The organism is Murdochiella vaginalis (assembly GCF_902381775.1).
Taxonomy (GTDB): Bacteria; Bacillota; Clostridia; order Tissierellales; family Peptoniphilaceae; genus Murdochiella; species Murdochiella vaginalis.
Genome location: NZ_LR698969.1, coordinates 47,845 through 67,379, shown reverse-complemented (window position 1 = coordinate 67,379; position 19,535 = coordinate 47,845). Strand labels below are relative to the sequence as shown.

The window sequence follows — 19,535 nt, the reverse complement described above, 5'->3', positions numbered from 1 at the left end:
GTTAAAATAATGGCGATTGTGATTAAAGGAGTGTGGAATGCAAGATAGGCAAAAAATACGAAACGTCGCCATTGTGGCGCACGTTGACCATGGTAAAACGACGCTGGTGGATGCGCTGTTGCGCACCAGCGGAACGATACGAAAAAATCAAGACGTGATGGAGCGCGTGATGGATTCCGGCGACCTGGAACGCGAACGCGGCATCACCATTCTCTCCAAGAACACCGCCGTTCATTATAACGGCACAAAGATCAACATTATCGACACACCGGGGCATGCCGATTTCGGCGGAGAGGTGGAACGAGTACTCAAGATGTGCGATGGCGTCATCTTAGTGGTGGACGCCTTTGAGGGACCGATGCCGCAGACGAAGTTCGTGCTGCGTAAGGCCATTGAACTCTCGCTTCCGGCGATTCTCTGCATCAACAAGGCGGATCGGCCGGACGCTCGTATTGCGGAAGTGCGCGAAGAAATCTATGACCTTTTCCTGTCGATTGATGCGCCGCTGTCTTATCTGGATAGCCCCGTGGTCTTTGCGTCCGCCAAAAATGGCTGGGCGGTAGACGAACCGACGTGGCAGAAAGCACAGGATAAAAACGAGGAAGCCGTCGGTGAAGACATGCGTCCACTGTTGGATTGCATCGTCAACACGATTCCGGCCCCAAGCGGCGACGAAAAGGCTCCGTTTAAACTGCTCATTTCCACCGCCGATTACAACGACTATGTCGGACGAATCGGCATTGGCAAGGTGGAGCAGGGGGTTGTTCATGTCAACGATGAGGCGGTGATCGCTAATTACAATGCTCCCGAGAAGCAGATGAAAATCCGCGTGACCACTATTTTTGAATTTGACGGGCTCAAGCGTGTCCCCGTGACGGAATCGGGCGTAGGCTCGATTGTTGCCGTATCCGGCGTGGAAGGCATTGAAGTGGGCGATACGCTCTGCGCTCCGGAAGACGTGACACCCTTACCTTTTGTGAAGATTTCCGAGCCGACGCTGCAGATGACCTTTTCCGTAAATGACTCGCCCTTCGCCGGGCGCAGCGGACAATTTGTGACATCACGCCATTTGCGTGCGCGCCTGGAAAAAGAATTGCACACGGATGTCAGCCTACGGATGCATCCGGGTGACTCCACCGACACCTTTTTCGTCAGTGGCCGCGGCGAATTGCATTTGTCCGTGCTCATTGAAAAGATGCGTCGCGAGGGCTATGAGTTTATGGTCTCCAAGCCGGAGGTTCTCTATCGTCAGGATGAGGCAGGACATCGCCTCGAGCCGATGGAAGAGGCAACGGTGGATGTGGATCAAGACTATTCCGGTGCGGTGATTCAGGCCTTGGGGCAGCGCAAAGGAGAATTGCAGGAGATGAAGACGTCGCCGTCCGGCTTTACCCGCTTGGTATTCCGGATTCCGGCGCGCGGACTCATCGGATATCGCCAACAGTTGATGACGGATACCCGCGGTACGGGCGTGCTCAATAACGAATTCGCCGGGTACGAGCCATATAAGGGAGAAATTCCGACGCGTGCGGTCGGCTCGCTTGTTGTATACGAGACGGGCACCACAACCACCTACGGCCTTTTCGCAGCGCAGCAGCGCGGGGCGCTCTTTATCGGCCCGGGGGAAGAGGTCTATGAAGGGGAAATCATCGGTTCGAATCCGAAAGGAGAAGATTTGGAAGTGAATGTTTGCAAAAAGAAGGCGCTTACCAACATTCGCTCGGCGGCGTCGGATGACGCGTTAAAGCTCGTCACACCGAATCGTCTCAGCCTGGAACAGATGATGGAATTTATTGAGACCGATGAGCGCATCGAAGTGACACCGGCTGCCTATCGCATGCGTAAGGCGGTACTGAGCGGACAGGCACGCTATAAAGCTGCGAAATATAAGAAGTAAAGGATTCGGTTCGACAAAGAACGATCCACGAACGCCGCAAGAACAGAAATGCAGGGCGCTCAGAAGTAGAATGGGAAAGCAATGGATATCGGCATACTCTTCAATTTGATTATGCAAAATTCATGGTGGATCAACATCGTGTTAGCGTTGATCATCGTATATGCCAATCGTCGTCGCCCGGCGCGTTCCACGATGCTCTGGGTGATGATGATTGCGATTTTTCCCCTCATCGGATTTATTCCATACTTGCTGATGGGAAGGGATACGCGACGCCGCAAACTGTTTCATCAAAAAGAATCGTTGGACGTGGACGTATTACAACATGCCTTGATCAAGTGGGATGAGGTGACGACCCATATTCCGATTGAAGAAGAGGGACGCTATCAGGATTATTTGGAGCTGATTCGCCTCAATGTGCGCATGGGTTTGACCAATTTATCCGGCGACAATGAAGTGGAAGCCTTCTTTGACGGACGGACGAAGTTCCTGCGCCTTCTTCGCGATATTGATGAAGCCAAAGAAGAAATCAATTTTCAGTATTATATTTTGAAATCGGACAATCTCGGTGCGACCGTCATAGAAGCCTTGATGCGAGCCGCCCAGCGCGGGGTGAATGTTCGGGTGTTAACCGACGGCATCGGCGGCCGAGACCTGTCGAAAGAAATGCGTCGCATGATGCAGGAAGCCGGCATACGCATCGGCATCTTTTATCCTTCGTTTTTGCGCTATATCAATTTGCACTTGAATTATCGAAACCACCGAAAAATCGTCACTATTGATGAGCGGATTGCCTATATCGGCGGTTTTAATGTGGGCGATGAATATATCGGCCGTTACAGCCGTTTCGGGTATTGGCGGGATACGCATTTGCGCATCGTGGGTTCCGCCGTCGCGGATTTGAAGATGCGTTTTTTGCAGGATTGGAGCTTTGTCATGGGCGAGCCTGAGTCCTTGCAACATGAGGTGATCGCCCATCCGAGTGAAAAAGGCGATGCCTTTTGTCAGTTGGTTTTCAGCGGCCCGGATACCCCATTGGCGAATATCAAATTAGCCATGCTCAAAATGATTGCTTCGGCGGATGATGTCATTTATATTCAGACTCCGTATTTCATTCCGGACCAGTCCATCTATGAAGCGTTGGTTCTGGCCTTACAGCAGGGGGTAGAAGTAAATCTGATGATTCCGAATCGTCCGGATCATCCGGTGGTTTTCCCTGCTACAATGTCCTTTGCGGGGGATCTCATCCGAGCGGGCGCGAATGTATATCGGTATGAGAAAGGATTCCTGCACAGCAAGGTGATGATTATAGACGACTATGTTTCGATGGTGGGTTCCTGTAATGTGGACGAACGCTCGTTCTCTTTGAACTTTGAAGCATCCGAGTTGGTGTATTCTCCTAAAACCAACGCCGCGCTCAAGCGAGCCTTTCATGAAGATATGCAAGTCAGCACGCTGTTAACACGGGAAGAGTATGATTCCCGTGGGATTATGTTGAAAATCAAAGAGCCGATTTGTCGGCTGTTTGCGCCTTTACTGTAAACGGGTGTCCGAGAGGGAGGAAAATCATGTCTATACACGAACCTACAAGACTGGGCAAGCTGCTCTCGATCTTGCTTTTTGTGAGTCTGCTGCTTTTTGGCGGCATTCTGGGTACCGTGTTTCTGCATTGGGGCAGTTCACAGTGGCCCATTGTGTTGCTTTCGCTTCAGTACTTACTGAATGCGGTCATTTGGTTATTTCTTATCTTGCATGTCGTGGCGATTTTTCTGCGAAAGGAAGCGGACGGCATCGAAGTGATTCAGGGCGTAGCGGAGGCGATTCTGCTTTGCAGTATGGTACCGGAAGTTTTTACCGCTTGGCAGGCCTTCACAAAGGATCCTAGCCTACTGTTTTCTCTCTTCCGTGAGCCTCACTATTTTCGGTTCTGGTTTTTAGCACGGATGGTGAGCCTTTTTGTGCTGCTGTTGATGCTGGTGGGGCCAAGATGGATACGAAAAGCCCCCAAGCCGCGTCTAACGTTAGCGGATATCGAAACTAACAGCGATGAGACGTGAGCAGAGGAGGAACGGATGAAAAAAGCGATATCCAGCGCCGTCATTCGGCGATTGCCAAAGTATTTACGCTATCTTACCGCGCTTCATGAGCAGGGAAGAGAGCGCATTTCTTCTCAGAAATTAAGCGAGATCACCGGCTTTACCGCTTCGCAGATTCGCCAGGATCTCAATCATTTCGGCGGCTTCGGTCAGCAAGGCTACGGCTATAACGTTGAGTCCCTGCGGGAGCAGATTATTCATATTATCGGCTTGGATCATCCGCATCGGGTGGCCATTGCTGGTGCAGGACATCTGGGTGTGGCACTCGCGAATTCCGATTTGTTTAAGGAAAATCACTTTCGGTTGGAAGCGCTTTTTGATATTCGTCCCGAATGCGTGGGGCAGTGCATTGCCGGAGCCGAGGTCTATTCCATTGAAAGAATGGAAACCGTGCTTCGGGAACGGCAAATTGATATATTGACCATTACGACGCCGCGCGATGTGGCGCAGGATCTGGCCGACCGCGCCGTGGAAGCGGGTGTGCGCGGAATCTGGAATTATGCGCAGACCGACTTGCATCTTCCGCACGGGGTGGTGCTGGAGAACGTCTATTTGAAAGAAAGCCTCTTTACCCTCGCCTACTACATGGGAAACTGGAAGGACTATAAAGGCTTCGAGGAATAATTATGGCGGAATTGACCGTACAACAATTACATAAGCAGTTCGGTGTACGCTCTATTCTGGAAGACGTTTCGTTTTTGGTGGAAAAAGGCGAGAAAATCGGCATTGTCGGTGTGAACGGTTCCGGCAAAACGACCCTTATGCGCCTTTTGGTACACGATTTGGAGCCCGACGGGGGCCACATTTTTCATCGTGACGACCTGCGCATAGGCTATCTTCGGCAGAACGTGCATATTGAGAGCGAAGACAGTCTGTATGAAGAGTGTAAAAAAGGATATGCACGTGCCTTTTCTTTGGAAGCCCGATTGCGCGAGCTGGAACGGGAAATGGGGCACTTGGCGGATCGCCCAAAAGAATTGGAAGCCGTGATGGAGCGCCATCGGCTGCTGACGGAGCGCTTTGTGGACGAGGGCGGCCTCTCCTATGATTCCGAGATACGCGGCATCCTGAAAGGCATGGGCTTTGAGGAGGATCGCTTTTCCACACCGGTCAATGTACTTTCCGGCGGTGAAAAGTCACGGCTGGAGCTGGCCACCATGCTTTGCGGTCGTCCGGACATCCTTTTTCTGGACGAGCCCACAAACCACCTGGACATGGAGGTAACGGCGTATTTGGAGCAAATGCTCGGCGCTTTTCGCGGAACGGTTTTGCTCATTTCCCATGACCGTTATTTTCTGAATCAGGTCTGTCAGCGCATTTTGCTGGTCGAACACCGCAAAGTCTATTCGTATGCCTGCGGGTATCAGGAATTTGCGAAGCGGCGTGAAAAAGATCTGGAGATCCAGCGCAACGCCTATGAAAACCAGCAAGAGGAAATTGCGCGCCAAAAAGAAATTATTGAGCGTCTGGGGCATCTGGGCGGCTCCAAACGAAAGCGCGGAATTGCACAATCGCGTTCGCGGCAAAAGTTGTTGGATAAAATGGTATTGGTGGAGAAACCGCCCGAAGACATCGCTCACATGCGTTTGCGACTCACACCGAAATATCCCAGCGGAGAAGATGTGCTCCGCGTGGAAGGACTGAGCAAATCCTTCGGTGTGCGCCGTCTATTTTCCGACGTGTCCTTTTCCCTGTTTCGTGGACAGCGCGTCGGGCTGATCGGTGAAAACGGCGTAGGGAAGACCACCCTGTTTCGCCTTCTTCTTCATCAGGAAGAGCCGGACGAAGGACAAATACACTTTGGCGCTTCGGTCAAGATCGCTTTTTTTGACCAGGAACAGCGAACCCTCTCGCCGGAAAAAACGGTTTTGGATGAACTGTGGGATCGCTATCCGCACATGGATCACTATTCTGTGCGCGCGCATCTGGCCAAGTTTCAGTTTATCGGCGACGACATTTTTCGTCTGGTGGGGGATCTTTCTGGCGGCGAAAAGACACGCCTGGCGTTGCTTAAGCTCATGCTTTCCTCGGCAAATGTCTTGCTTCTCGACGAGCCCACGAATCACCTCGATATCGAGAGTCGGGAAATTTTGGAGCAGGCGCTGTTGGATTACGAGGGAACGGTTTTTGTGATCAGCCATGACCGCTATTTTCTCAACCATGTCTGCACGCATATCTTTCGACTCCAGCCACAGGGCATGCAAACGAGTACAGGAAATTATGACGAGTATCTGCGCACCATCGCACAGAGTACCTCGCCCGGAGGCAGCGTCGAAAAAGACGTAGAGCGATCCAAAACCAAAACGCAGGAGAAAAAAGAAAAGAAACAGGCAAATGTAGAGAAGAAGCAGCTGCGCCAAATGCGTGCGCGCGTGAGCGCCGTACAGCGGGAGATTGACGCCTTGCATGAAGAGGAGGCACGGCTGCAGAAAAAAGCCTGTGAACCGGCACTCTATGAGGATTACGAGGAAGCACAACGCGTTCACGATGAGCTAAGCGGCATACAGCAAAAGCGGGAGGCGCTAGAAGAGGAATGGTTGGAGCTGGAAACTACGCTGGATGAAGCGAAGGAAGGGGAAGAAAGATGAAAATTTATTCCTACCGCGGGGATCACGAACACCTCCCCGAGAATACGATGATCGCATTTCGTCAAGCTTTGCTCAACGGCGCTGAAGGCATCGCCTTGGATGTTCTTATGACCCGCGATCGGCAGCCGATTGTGTTTCGAGACGAGTCACTGGGTCGGGCGACGGATGCCATCGGCCTGGTACGACATCATGATCTGAATGAAATTCAGGCGGCGGAATTTAATGAGCCGTACACAAAATTCAACGAGCACATTCCTTCCTTGGCGGAATATCTGGAATGGGCGGCCCTGCTGCCGCATAAAACCATTCTGATGATGAATAACGATAATTTTCTCTATTCCAATTTTGAAGAGGACATCATGGCCTGCCTAGCAGAGGCGGAAGGACGGGAACGTCTGATTTTGGCCACTTCCCGGCTTTCGAGTCTGCGCCTGTTACATACGCGCTACCCGGATATTGCCTTAGCGTGGATGCCGGAATCTTGGCTTCCCGAAGATTGGGATCGACTAAAGGACCTCGAGGTGGATCACGTGTTGGTTCCGCTGACGCAGACCACACGGGAGCTAGTGGAAAACTGTGCCGCGCGTGGTGTGAAAATTATGGCGCAGGGCGTGTCTACAGCGGAACAGATTTTGCGTTTGCAAGAACTTGGGGTGGAAAACATTTTGGTGACCGATATGACGACGGCACGTGCGGCTCTTAAAGAAACCAAGATGCCCTTTTCGTCCGAGCAACTGAAATATGCAACAGAAACGCCGAGCGAAGAGGGACAGAAGACTCCCATGCAGATGCTGGCGCAGCGAGCGAAGAGTCTCACATACGGCAGAGGCAAGCGAAACGGGAAAAGTAACCTTGTGGCCATTGCCCTCAGCATGATTTTATGTGTGGCAGTCGCAACGTTTCTAGCCGGCCTGTTCATGAATCTTCTGAAAGGGCTGTTTCACTAATAAAGCAACGCTACAGCGCAAAGAAATAAGGAAAAAGGCTGTGCCGAACAGAAAAGCTCGGACACAGCCTTTTTATTTACCGAAAGATCCTTGCGAAAGCGGATTATTTTTTTTGCGATTTTTTCGCACCGGCTTTGCGATCCCAGTTGCTGACCGCAAGAGCGGCCGTCGCATCGCCAGTGATATTCAGCGTCGTGCGCCCCATATCAAAGAGACGGTCGATGCCGGCGATGAGCGCAATACCCTCGACCGGCAAATTCACACTCGTCAGAACCATGGCCAGCATGATCATGCCGCCACCGGCAACGCCGGCTGTGCCGATTGAGGCCAAAACAGCAGTCAAAACGATGGAAACGAGTTGCGCAACACTTAAATGCACACCGTAACACGAAGCGATGAAAAGGGACGTGACGCCCATATAGATCGCCGTACCGTCCATATTGATGGTGGCACCGAGCGGCAAGACAAAGGACGAAATGCTGGGATCGGCGCCCAATTCATTGGAACAGCGGATGGTCAGCGGCAACGTGGCGTTGGAGCTGGACGTCGTAAAAGCGGTTGTCATGGCCGGTGCCATGCCGCGCAAAAAGGTGAGCAGGCCCATTTTGGAGAACAGATGGACGCTAAATCCATAGACGACGACGATGTGCGTAATGTAGGCAAGGTAGGCGACCCCCAGAACGATGCCCAGCGACGAGACGATGGAGGCGCCATTGACGGCGACGACATTCGTCATCAGGCAGAACACACCAATGGGGGTCAACCGAATGACTAGCTCCATCATTTTCATAATCACTGCATAAATGTCTTTCACACTTTCGCCCACGCGCTGTCCGGCATCCCCGGAAAGAAGAATACCAAGCCCAATCAGAAGCGCCGTAAGGATGAGCGGGAGCATATCCGCTTTGAGCAGCGGTTCCAGAATATTTTTCGGGAACATCGCAACGATGACTTCCATAAAGTTGGCGGTTTTTGCTTCATAGGTCAAGCCCGAGGTTTGTAGAACCGGGAAGAAACCCTGAAAAAGCGTGGCAAAGGCGATGCCGATGATGACCGCCACGGCGGTCGTGGACATGTAATAGACGAAGGTTTTCCATCCGATGGAACCGACGCGGCGAATATCGCCGAGCGAGATCGTACCTTCAATAATAGAAAAAAGAACGACGGGCACAACCATAAATTTCAACAGATTGATGTAGATGGTTCCTACCGGCTGGAGAAAGGTCGAGGTGAATTCGCCCTTTCCCTGTAAGAGAATGCCTGCGACAATACCCAACACCAAAGCGATGAGAATTTGCAGGCCTAAATTGAGGCGATGTTTGTTTTCCATGATAGCTCCTTTCGCTTTCGGAATACCATTTTCCTTCCTCTTTCAGTATAGCGTTTTGCAGACTGCAAAAAAAGAACAGCTTTATAGAAAAGCAGACAGTTTCTCTTGCGCAAGAGGAGGAAAGCGGCTATAATATCAATTAGTCAAAGATGGTCAAAGAAAAAGAAAAACGACACAGTAGACCGCGTTTGACCGGAAAGGAGGATGCTTTGCAATTTCAAGATTACTATAAAACGCTGGGCGTAGAAAAAAAGGCATCCCAGACAGACATCAAAAAAGCCTATCGCAAATTAGCGAAAAAATATCATCCCGACCTGCATCCGAATGATGAGAAGGCGCAGGAAAAATTCAAACAGATTAACGAAGCCTACGAGGTATTGGGAGACGCGGAAAAGCGGAAAAAATATGACCAGTTCGGCGCCAATTATAATTTTCAAGGCGGGCAGAACTTTGATCCGTCGGATTTCGGTTTTCAAGGGTTTGGATCCAACGGAACAACCTATACCTATCATACGACAGGCGGCGGAAGCGGTTTTTCCGACTTTTTCGATTTGATCTTCGGCGGGGCACAGGGCTTTAGCGGTGCTTCCGGCGCGAGAACCTATACCGGCAAAAGCGCAGGGTTTAGCGGATTCGGTGACTTAGGCGATCTGCTTCGCGGCGCACACGGGGGAGCAAATCGACATTCCTCTGCACAAGGCTTTGGTGGCGTTGGCCCCGAAGCGTATCGTGCGGCGCAGGCCGGCACGGCGCGCAAAGCGAACGACCGTTATGAAACCACGATGTCTCTTGCGCTCAAGGATGCCTATCAGGGCGGTGAGCGAACGATGCGTTTTACCATCGGCGCCAAGTCCTATGACGTTACAGTGCGCTGGCCGGCAGGTATTCAGGATGGGAACCGCATCCGGGTGAAGGGCGAAAAATTCGGCCTGGACGGCAACCTCATGGTGAAAATTCAACTGCTGACGACAGGGCACCTGGAAGGTATCAATCTGGTTCAGCCGCTGGCGCTCACGCCTTGGGAAGCCTATTGCGGAACGAAGAAAACCGTGGAAACGCCGGATGGGCGTATCCAGGTGAGTGTACCGAGGGAAATGACTTCCGGAAAGCGCATTCGGGTCCCCAAGAAGGGATACCGCAATCGTAAAGGAGAGCGCGGCGATCTGCTGTTGGAGATTCAAATGCAAAATCCGGCAACCTTAAGCGACGAGCAGAAGGCCTGCTATGAAAAGTGGATGAAGGAAGAAAGAGAGTAAAACCATTCGGCGAGCGTAGAGTTGTCCGGATGGAAAGAAGTGCGAAAGGTGTCCAATTAAGGCCCTGGCCGGATAGCTTTTCGCACAAAGCATTGAATAAAAAATACAGAAAGGAGACTTTCTATGAACGAACAATATACCAAAAAAGCATTACAAGCGATTCAAGACGCGCAAAATGCGGCGATTAAAAATGGCAACCCGGAATTGACGGATCTGCATTTGCACGATGCCCTGATTCGGGAATCGGACGGCATGGTGGCGCAGGTGCTCGCGCATCTCGGCGTGCAGATTGCTGCCTACCGCACGGCAGTTCGGCGCGCAATGGAGAACCTGCCGCAGCAACAGGGCGCTTCACAGGTCTATCCGAATGCGATTTTTCAGCGCATTCTGCTCAAGGCTAAAGATGAAGCGGATAAAATGGGAGACAGCTACGTTTCCACCGAGCACCTGTATTTGGCGCTGCTCGACGAACGTAACATCCCATCGGAAACCATTCTTGCGGAATACCATATTACGCGCGAAGCCTTTGCCAAAGCGTTGGATGGTATTCGCGGCTCCCGGAAGGTGACGACGGATAATCCGGAAGACACCGAAAACGTATTGGAGAAATACGGCACCGATCTGACGGCAAAAGCCAAAGAAGGAAAAGGTGACCCGGTCATCGGTCGGGATGAAGAAATCCGCAATGTGACCCGTATTCTTTCACGGCGCACCAAAAACAATCCGGTGCTGATCGGTGAACCGGGCGTAGGCAAAACGGCTGTGGTGGAAGGTCTCGCGCAGCGCATCATTAACGGAGATGTGCCGGACGGCTTAAAAGACACCACCATCTTCGCTCTGGATATGGGCCAGCTGCTTGCCGGCGCAAAATACCGCGGTGAGTTTGAGGAACGGCTGAAAGCCGTGCTGGAAGAAATCAAAGCTTCCGACGGAAAAATTATTCTTTTCGTGGATGAGCTGCACCTCATCGTTGGTGCCGGACGTACCGACGGCGCCATGGATGCTTCCAACCTGATGAAGCCTGCGCTTTCGCGCGGCGAGATTCGCATGATCGGCGCGACGACGCTCAATGAGTACCGTCAATATATTGAAAAGGATGGCGCGCTGGAACGGCGTTTCCAAAAGGTGATGGTCAATGAGCCGAGCGTGGAAGACACGGTCTCCATCTTGCGCGGCATCAAATCAAAATATGAACTGCATCACGGCTTGCGCATTTCCGACGGAGCGGTGGTGGCGGCAGCGAAGCTGTCCGATCGCTATATCACGGACCGCTTCTTGCCGGATAAAGCCATCGACCTGATGGACGAAGCGGCCGCCATGGTGCGTACAGCACTGGATTCCATGCCGGAAGAGCTGGACGAAGAGCGTCGCCGCATTCTGCAGCTGGAGATCGAAAAAGTGGCGCTGCAAAAAGAGACGGATGAAGCGTCCAAGAAACGCTTGGCGGAGCTCACCGAGGAATTGGCGAATCTCAATGAGTCTTACAACGAAGGCTTCATCAAGTGGCAAAATTCGAAGTCGGCGTTGGAGGGGCAGACGAAGATCAAGGAAGAGATAGACCAGACGCGCCATGCCATCGAAGAGGCGGAGCGCGATTATGATTATGAAAAGGCGTCGGCACTGCGATACGGCAAGCTAAGCGAGCTGGAAAAACAGTACGCAGAAAGCGAGAAGGCGCTAGAAAAAGACAGCGAAGCGGTAAAAGAAGAGGTTACGGAAGAGGAAGTGGCGGAAGTCGTGTCCAAATGGACGCATATCCCCGTTGCGAAACTGGTGGAAAGCGAACGGCAAAAGATTTTACGCTTGCCGGAGCTTCTGCATCGGCGCGTTATCGGCCAAGATCAGGCTATTGATGCGGTTTCCGAAGCCTTATTGCGGGCACGCGCCGGCCTTTCCGACGATACGAAACCGCTCGGCAGCTTCATTTTCCTCGGTCCCACGGGCGTCGGCAAGACGGAGCTCGCCAAAGCCCTTACCGAGGCGATGTTTGATGATGAACGCAACATGATTCGCATCGACATGTCCGAATACATGGAAAAATATTCCGTGTCACGCCTGATTGGTGCGGCGCCGGGCTATGTCGGCTATGAAGAAGGCGGACAACTGACCGAAGCGGTGCGCCGCAAGCCGTATGCGGTAGTGCTCTTTGATGAAATCGAGAAGGCGCATCCCGACGTGTTTAACATCCTGTTGCAAGTGCTCGACGACGGGCGTCTGACCGATAACCAGGGGCGGACGGTAAACTTCCGCAATACCATCATCATTATGACATCGAACCTCGGGGCCGACACGATTCTGCAAGGCTTAGACGCTCAAGGGAACCTCACTGATGCGGCGCAAAAGACGGTCGACGAAGCCCTGCATCGCGCGTTCCGCCCGGAGTTTTTGAATCGTATCGATGACATTATCACGTTTAAGGGCCTCACGAAGGATGAAATCGGTCGCATTATCGACCTCAATTTGGCTAAAATTTCCGCTCGCCTCGCCGAGCGCGACATTACCATTGAAGCCGACGCCACGGCGCGCGACTTCATTCTGGCCCACGCCTATTCGCCGCAGTTCGGTGCCCGTCCGATCGAACGCTACTTGCAGAAGCATCTGCAGACCATTCTCGGTCGTATGCTGATAGAAGGCAGCATTGCCGATCACGATCACGTGACCGTCACGGCAGACGCCAACGACCTCAAAGTACAGGTCGAACCGCGTCCTGCCGCAGCGACCTCCTCCGAAGACTCTCATGGCGAGGGCACCTACGAGGTGGTGGAATAACATGGACGCCTAACGGTGCCAAGAAAGAGCCGGCCTGCAACCGGCGGTTCAAAACAAGTAGCGCCACTTTGACGGCGCAGATAGATAGAAGTGGAGGGCGGCCCGTCGGGCCGCCTTCCTTTTTTGTATACGGCTGGCGGTTGTTGCGATTACGGGTCAAAAACGCGAAAGTAGAGAAATGACCCGTAAAGTGGGTGGCAAAATTACGGGTCAAAAACGCGAAATGGAGAAACGACCCGTAAAGCGGGTGGTGGAATTACGGGTCAAAAACGCGAAATGGAGAAACGACCCGTAAAGCCGGTGGTGGAATTACGGGTCAAAGACGAAAAACGGAGAAACGACCCGTAAAGCCGGTGGTGGAATTACGGGTCAAAATCGCGAAATGGGGAAAGGACCCGTAAAGCGGTCGGTGAAATTACGGGCCAAAAGCGCGGAATGGGGAAATGACCCGTAAAACGGTCGGTGCGATTACGGGTCAAAAACGTGAAATGAGGAAAAGGCCCGTAAAGCGGTCGGTGCGATTACGGATCAAAAACGCGAAATGCGGAAATGCCCCGTAATCTATACATAGGCGCCTGACGCCGCCCGTAAGGCGTCGGCCGCTCCCCGGCCCCCCACTTTCATAGCGGTACATCGCATCAGCGGAAGGTGGTAAAATGAACCAAATGCAAGAAAAGAGGTTGTTATGATTACTTTCCCTTCCGACTACGTGCCCAAGCTGGATCATTTCGAATTGCAGCGCGCCATCGATTACGTCAAAAAGACGTTTCAGGCGGAAATTTCGCAGGCACTGAATCTCCAGCGCGTTTCTGCGCCGCTCTTTGTGCTACGTGACAGCGGTTTAAACGATAATTTAAGCGGCAAGGAACGTCCGGTTTCTTTTGATATTCCCGATGTCGGCGCCGAGGCGGAAGTTGTGCACTCCCTGGCCAAGTGGAAGCGCATGGCCCTCGGTCGCTACGGCTTCGAACCCGGCCAAGGCCTGTATACCGATATGAATGCCATTCGTCGCGATGAAATCTTGGATAATCTCCATTCTATCTATGTGGATCAATGGGATTGGGAGCGCATCATTACGCCCGTTGAGCGCACGGAGAAAACCCTGCGCGAAACCGTTCAAGCAATTGTTTCGACCATTTGCAATGTCAATCACCTGGTGCAGGCCCGATTCCCATCGCTAGACACCCAAATCCGCCGCGAAGTGACGTTCTTCACTGCCCAAGAACTCGAGGATCGCTGGCCGGACAAAACGCCGGAGGAGCGGGAAGCCGCGGCCGCGGAGCAATACAAGACGATTTTTATTCAGGGCATCGGTGGCACGCTGCGTTCGGGCAAGCGCCACGGCGATCGTGCGCCCGACTATGACGACTGGACGCTAAACGGTGACATCATTCTTTGGAACGAGGTGCTGCAAACAGCGTTCGAGCTCTCCTCCATGGGAATTCGCGTGGACGAAGCTGCGCTCACCCGCCAACTTAAAGCCGCCCACGCCGAAGAACGCGCATCGCTACCGTTCCATCGCGCGCTGCTGCAAGGAGAATATCCGCAGACCATCGGCGGCGGCATCGGCCAATCGCGCCTTTGCATGCTCCTGCTCGGCGCGGCGCACATCGGCGAAATTCAAGCAAGTGTCTGGGACGAAGAAACGCAGAAAGAATGTGAAAAAGCGGGAATCAAGCTGTTGTAAGGAGGAGAAACATATAGTTTTCGATAATAGGTGTTATAAGAGAAGTCTTATTTAAAAATTAAGAAGAGACGACAAGTGCGCCTTCCATCTGTAAGTGAAGATTCTGATGATCCTTTACCTCTTCACAGATAGAAGACGCACTCGTGTTACTTGTCCCAGATTAGAATTGAGCTTGTATTTTTAGAATTCAGCATGATCTGTCCACAATTCGCATTGCGTCATTACCGTTTGGACAGCGTCTTCCATGCCTTCCGGTGGATAGTGATGCTTTTTGAGTAGTCTTTTGATCATCATGCGCATTCTGGCCCGCGCAGAGTCACGCTTTTGCCAATCGATCGTTTGATTTTTACGAAGAGCTTCGGTCAGTTCTTTTGTGATAGCAATCAGCTCATCATTCTCATAAAAATCTTTAATTGCTTCCGGCCTGGTTAAAGCGTCATAAAATGCTAACTCCTCTTCTGACAGACCCATTGCCTTTCCTGCATTACGAGCGTCTCGAATCTGTTTTGCTATCTTTAACAGCTCCTCGATTACCTGCTCGTTGGTAAGCATTCCATTCAGATAGCGATTCATCACACCTTGTATGATTTCACTGAATTTTTCAGATTTAACAACATTATTATGCTTATATATTTGCACTTGATCATCTATCAATCTTCTTAATAGTTCAACAGCAAGATTTTTTTCCTTCATTTTTGCAATTTCTTCGAGGAACTTTGGATCGAAGAGCGAAAACTCAGTTATTCTTGTTACTACTATCATACTCCGTTTTTGAGAGAAGTTCTTAGTAAAATTGAGTCATGCTAAGATAAACAAGAATTTAGAAGAGCAAGCAAAGGCTCTATATAAAAATCGTTTTATCGACTTAATGCCCTTTAAAGGGACTATTCCGGAAGAGTGGCATCTTGGAACTGTAGCGGAAATCATAGAGCTACATGATGCAAAGCGAATTCCACTTTCTAGCCGAGAACGCGCGAATCTTGCCAAAATTTACCCATATTATGGAGCCACATCTGTTATGGACTGCGTGGACAGATATTTATTTGATGGCATCTATCTTCTTCTTGGAGAAGATGGCACTGTTATCGATAGTAAAGGTTATCCAATTTTGCAGTATGTGGAGGGAAAATTCTGGGTGAATAATCACGCTCATATCATAACAGGAAAAAACAATTTTTCTGTTGAGCTGCTTTATTTGCTTTTGGCGCTTTTGCAGGTGCGGCATCGGAAATAAGCGCATTGCTTCTTTCCGCTTGGATAAGTTCGTGTCGTTGAAGAATAGGTCAGAATATGGCCACATTCCGCGCAGATGGGCAAACTTGATGCGTCGATTCTGACACAGGCGGAAAAACCGAAAAGCGATTTTCTGGTGACCTATGAACGGTGCCGGAAGACTGGGGATGCTGAAAACTTGAAAGGATATGGTTATACTCAAAGGCAGCTGAGCTACCGCGAAGAAGATCAATGAAACCGAAGACGCCATCATTTATGAATATGGTGGGTATGATTTGGATGAGGCACGAATCGAAAATCCGGATCAACACTGTGAAGGCACCATCACTATTAACAAAAGCTCCCGCGATGAATTGAATCAGGGAGCTACCTCTCCTACTTCAGAGAGCCGGTTGGAGCAAATACCGCAGTTGCTTTCCTCTGGTGCCATCGATATTTTCACAAACGGAAAACACGAAGACCCGCAGGATGGAAACGTCAATCCTGTGGCAAGTTGGATTCTTGCCGGCTTGTTCTTCCATCTGGATGAAAATGGCAAGCTGACGGATTCCATTACTTTAATCTCTTGAGTAATATCGGCTTAGAAAAAGAAACAAAATTCAGATGAACTACCGGTTATCTGTGAACGGGTATCTAAGATCGAAAAAATAAATTCGGAGGTGAAAATGGGAAATTTTATTGAACAAATACTCGAGAACCAGGAAAGAGAATCTGAACGCCTTGAATTCAAGGATTACCGCTTTGAACAGGGGAAATTTAACAGTCTTGGCCAAAAAGAATCTGATAAATTCCTAAAAGAAATTTGTGCCTTCGCGAATACCTATGGTGGCACCATCGTATTAGGCATTGGAGAAGATGAGAATCATAATCCAGACAAATTAGTGGATACTGGCGTCACTCCCGAACTGTTTGAGGAATGGGAAAAAGCCTTGCGCAATAAGATAGCCACACAGACCATCCCTGTGCTTTACGGTATCAAAGCAGAGCACATGACAGTTCGGGAGAAGAATTGCATTCTCATTACCGTTCCAAGGAGTGTATTAAAACCACATGCATTCAACTCTGGAAGCCGTGATGACATCTATATGCGTAATGGGAATACTTCCTCTCCAATGCGCTATAACGATTTAAAACATTCATTTCTGGAGCTTGATCACGTAATGCAGAAGATTCAAGGATATAGGGATGAACGCCTATCTTTCTTACTCAATGGTGATCTCGACGAAACCTTAATAGAAATGCCGTTTTTGCTTCTGCACATCTTACCTGAACAGTCTTTGGATATGAGCACCACCGTTGAACTATCAAAAATAATTTATAATTCAGCCTTTCACCCAATTTGCACAACTTCTTATAGCGTATATTCATACAATTCCGACGGACTTATAAAAGTCAAATTAGGGCGGGGCCAATCCGGGTTAAGCTCATACATTCAGCTCTCATTAAATGGATTTTTAGAGTCCCTAACCCTAAGACTATGGGACGATGAAAAATATTACTTACCACTATGGGATGATGTCGAGGAGGTCGTAGTCAAAGACATTTATTCTCTTTGTCATGAATTGAATATTTTAGGTTTGGGTGATGTGTACCATATTGGCATGACTCTCGCTAACGCTAAAGGCAAGTCATTGCCTTCGCGCGCTTACTACAACGAGGATGCCCTTCCTATCAACAAAAACTTAATAAAGACATCTTTTGTTCGAGTCGATATCAATAAGGATTTTGCTGCATCAATCCTACCAATCTTCACTAAACTGTCTCAGACAATGGGCTTATCACATTCGACATTATTCGAACAAGATGGAAGCCCAAACCAGAAGAAGTTTTCATTCATGAGACAGGCAGACAATGCCCAATGAGCGCGATAAAATCAGTTCAACAACCAAAACTTTGCTTAACGCTAACGCGCAAATAAAACTTTTGTAGCAAGCACAGTCAGTGTCCGGCCACTGACGACAAATTGATGAAGCAGCCTCCTCGGAGTCCTGCTTCTTTTTTTCAATTTGAATCTTGTTAGGGCGAACCCTTAGACCCCAAAAAATACTGCACGGAGGAAATAACCATGGTAAATCGATTGAGAAATGAACGCATTGAAATCAAGTTGACGAAGGAAGAAAAGAATCTGTTTTGGCAAAAGATGAAGCTTGCCAGGTTCCGCAATATGAGCCTATTCATCCGCAAGTGCGTACTGGAAAAAGAAATCCAGTTGGTCGATCTGGAACCATTCCGTAAGCTGGAAGGACGGCTTGCCAATATTGCCAGCAACGTCAATCAGGTCGCCAAAAAAGCCAACGCCACCGATGAGATTGACCCTAAAGACATCCGCAAAATGCAGGAACAAATTGATGATATGGGCAAAGAAATCCTTAAGATTCATGCCCTTTTACTAAATCGAACGACCTCAAAACAGGAGAAGACAACCGATGGCCATCACGAAAATCCATCCCATTAAAGCGACCCTGAACTATGCGATTGACTACATCACCGATGCGCACAAAACCGATGAGAAGGTTCTGATTGATGCTTTTGATTGCCTGCCTTCCAGCGCAGCTGTGCAGTTTTTTCGCACCAGAGAGGATGCGCATGCGCGAGGAAATGTGCTGGCGCGTCACTTGATTCAGTCCTTTTTGCCGGGCGAAACCACGCCCGAACAGGCTCAAGAAATCGGCCTTTCACTCTGCGCGAATGTGCTAAAAGACGAATATGAATATGTGCTGGCCATGTACGTGGATAAAGGCCACCTTCATAACCACATCATCTTCAATAACGTCAATAAAGAGACAGGGAAATGCTATCAGTCCAACAAGCGGAGCTATCACCGGATTCGCACAATCAGCGATAATCTCTGCAAAGAAAACCACCTCTCTGTGATCGATGAATATTATGAAGCCTATCGCCGGAAGTATAAGACCAACGGAAAAGCTGGTTTGAACAGCAACAAGCCAAACAGGGAAAGTCCTGGAAAAGTCGTCTGCAATTCGACATTGACCGGACGATCGAAGCATCCAAATGCTGGGATGATTTTGTGTCCCGGATGGAGGAGCAGGAATATGAAATCAAGCAGGGAAAGCACATTGCCTTTCGCCATAAGGATAAAGAACGCTTCACCCGTTCCAAGACAATCGGCGAAGATTATACGGAAGAGCGGTTGAGAGAATGCCTTGAAGAAGCACTTGCCCGGCCCACCTTTGCCGTCAAGAAACAGATTGGAAAAATCATCGACGCCAGCAAAAACGCGAAGGCAAAAAACAGCTCAGCGTATGCCAACTGGATCAAGAAACACAATCTCAAAATGACGGCAGAATCCATCGTGGCTCTGCGTAATCTGGGCATTCAGTCCATCACGCAGTTAGACGCTTTGCTTACGCAATCCGCAGATGAGCGCAAGTCTCTTCAGGATGAAATTGGGGAACTGGAAACGCAGATGAATGCGCTCTCTCAAGATATGGAAAACGTGCATATGGTACAGACCTACCGTGAACTGTACAAGTACCACAAGGCGCATCCGGAAGATACGGCTTTCGCTGAGGAATACCGCAGTGAACTGGCCGTCTACAAGATGGCCGCCATGGCGATTTTGAAGCGCCATTCCGGCCTTCCGGATAGCAAAGGGCTTCTCAAACAGCTGGACGATCTGGCACAAAAAAGAACGCACAGATGTCCCGGTACGAGGACAACAAGGCGCAATTTGAGGAACTGATTGAATAGCGCCGGAACTATGAGCAGGGCATT

15 protein-coding genes and 1 pseudogene are annotated in these 19,535 nt (G+C 50.2%); 14 read left to right on the top strand and 2 right to left on the bottom strand.

Features of this window, described 5'->3' with window-relative positions:
* The first annotated feature begins 37 nt into the window (after positions 1–37).
* The 6 genes from typA to FXY30_RS00245 all read left to right on the top strand — a co-directional run bounded on the left by typA (position 38) and on the right by FXY30_RS00245 (position 7,525).
* Positions 38–1,897 carry a translational GTPase TypA gene (typA, locus tag FXY30_RS00270; protein WP_071704843.1) on the top strand — a complete coding sequence of 620 codons (1,860 nt, stop codon included), beginning with the start codon at positions 38–40 and terminating at the stop codon, positions 1,895–1,897.
* Positions 1,898–1,978: 81 nt separating this feature from the next.
* Positions 1,979–3,436: a cardiolipin synthase gene (gene cls, locus FXY30_RS00265; RefSeq protein WP_071704842.1), complete on the top strand. Its 1,458-nt coding sequence runs from the start codon at positions 1,979–1,981 to the stop codon at positions 3,434–3,436.
* Positions 3,437–3,462: 26 nt separating this feature from the next.
* Positions 3,463–3,951: a hypothetical protein gene (locus tag FXY30_RS00260; RefSeq protein WP_071704841.1), complete on the top strand. Its 489-nt coding sequence runs from the start codon at positions 3,463–3,465 to the stop codon at positions 3,949–3,951.
* Positions 3,952–3,966: 15 nt separating this feature from the next.
* Positions 3,967–4,614, top strand: a complete 648-nt coding sequence (locus tag FXY30_RS00255) for a redox-sensing transcriptional repressor Rex (protein ID WP_071704840.1) — start codon at positions 3,967–3,969, stop codon at positions 4,612–4,614.
* 2 nt (positions 4,615–4,616) lie between these two features.
* Positions 4,617–6,578 carry a ribosomal protection-like ABC-F family protein gene (gene abc-f / locus FXY30_RS00250; protein WP_071704839.1) on the top strand — a complete coding sequence of 654 codons (1,962 nt, stop codon included), beginning with the start codon at positions 4,617–4,619 and terminating at the stop codon, positions 6,576–6,578.
* Positions 6,575–7,525: a glycerophosphodiester phosphodiesterase gene (locus FXY30_RS00245; protein ID WP_071704838.1), complete on the top strand. Its 951-nt coding sequence runs from the start codon at positions 6,575–6,577 to the stop codon at positions 7,523–7,525. The genes abc-f and FXY30_RS00245 overlap by 4 nt, the downstream gene beginning before the upstream one ends.
* A gap of 103 nt (positions 7,526–7,628) precedes the next feature.
* On the opposite strand, the gene FXY30_RS00240 is transcribed toward FXY30_RS00245, so the two are convergent.
* Positions 7,629–8,855, bottom strand: a complete 1,227-nt coding sequence (locus FXY30_RS00240; protein WP_071704837.1) for a dicarboxylate/amino acid:cation symporter — start codon at positions 8,853–8,855, stop codon at positions 7,629–7,631.
* A 209-nt stretch (positions 8,856–9,064) separates the two neighbouring features.
* Between FXY30_RS00240 and FXY30_RS00235 the strand changes: the two genes are divergently transcribed.
* The 3 genes from FXY30_RS00235 (at position 9,065) to asnA (ending at position 14,567) form a co-directional block, all read left to right on the top strand.
* Positions 9,065–10,111, top strand: a complete 1,047-nt coding sequence (locus tag FXY30_RS00235; RefSeq protein WP_071706020.1) for a DnaJ domain-containing protein — start codon at positions 9,065–9,067, stop codon at positions 10,109–10,111.
* 123 nt (positions 10,112–10,234) lie between these two features.
* Positions 10,235–12,880 carry an ATP-dependent chaperone ClpB gene (gene clpB / locus FXY30_RS00230; RefSeq protein ID WP_083428107.1) on the top strand — a complete coding sequence of 882 codons (2,646 nt, stop codon included), beginning with the start codon at positions 10,235–10,237 and terminating at the stop codon, positions 12,878–12,880.
* A 685-nt stretch (positions 12,881–13,565) separates the two neighbouring features.
* Positions 13,566–14,567: an aspartate--ammonia ligase gene (gene asnA, locus FXY30_RS00225; protein ID WP_071704836.1), complete on the top strand. Its 1,002-nt coding sequence runs from the start codon at positions 13,566–13,568 to the stop codon at positions 14,565–14,567.
* Positions 14,568–14,747: 180 nt separating this feature from the next.
* On the opposite strand, the gene FXY30_RS00220 is transcribed toward asnA, so the two are convergent.
* A complete protein-coding gene (locus FXY30_RS00220; RefSeq protein ID WP_083428106.1) occupies positions 14,748–15,329 on the bottom strand; it encodes a DUF3387 domain-containing protein in 582 nt (193 codons plus the stop codon).
* Positions 15,330–15,360: 31 nt separating this feature from the next.
* On the opposite strand from FXY30_RS00220, the gene FXY30_RS00215 reads away from it, so the two are divergent.
* From FXY30_RS00215 to FXY30_RS00195, 5 genes and pseudogenes are all read left to right on the top strand, one after another.
* The gene (locus FXY30_RS00215) at positions 15,361–15,801 is read left to right on the top strand and encodes a restriction endonuclease subunit S (RefSeq protein WP_071704835.1); all 441 of its coding nucleotides are present in this window, start codon (positions 15,361–15,363) and stop codon (positions 15,799–15,801) included.
* Between the two features lie 274 nt (positions 15,802–16,075).
* On the top strand, positions 16,076–16,369 hold the full coding sequence (locus FXY30_RS00210; RefSeq protein ID WP_147659350.1) for a hypothetical protein: 294 nt from the start codon (positions 16,076–16,078) through the stop codon (positions 16,367–16,369).
* 96 nt (positions 16,370–16,465) lie between these two features.
* A complete protein-coding gene (locus FXY30_RS00205) occupies positions 16,466–17,662 on the top strand; it encodes an AlbA family DNA-binding domain-containing protein (protein WP_071704834.1) in 1,197 nt (398 codons plus the stop codon).
* A 203-nt stretch (positions 17,663–17,865) separates the two neighbouring features.
* Positions 17,866–18,255, top strand: a complete 390-nt coding sequence (locus FXY30_RS00200) for a plasmid mobilization protein (protein WP_071704833.1) — start codon at positions 17,866–17,868, stop codon at positions 18,253–18,255.
* Positions 18,227–19,511, top strand: a pseudogene (locus FXY30_RS00195) (relaxase/mobilization nuclease domain-containing protein). Before FXY30_RS00200 ends, FXY30_RS00195 begins: the two are co-directional and overlap by 29 nt.
* Positions 19,512–19,535: the final 24 nt, after the last annotated feature.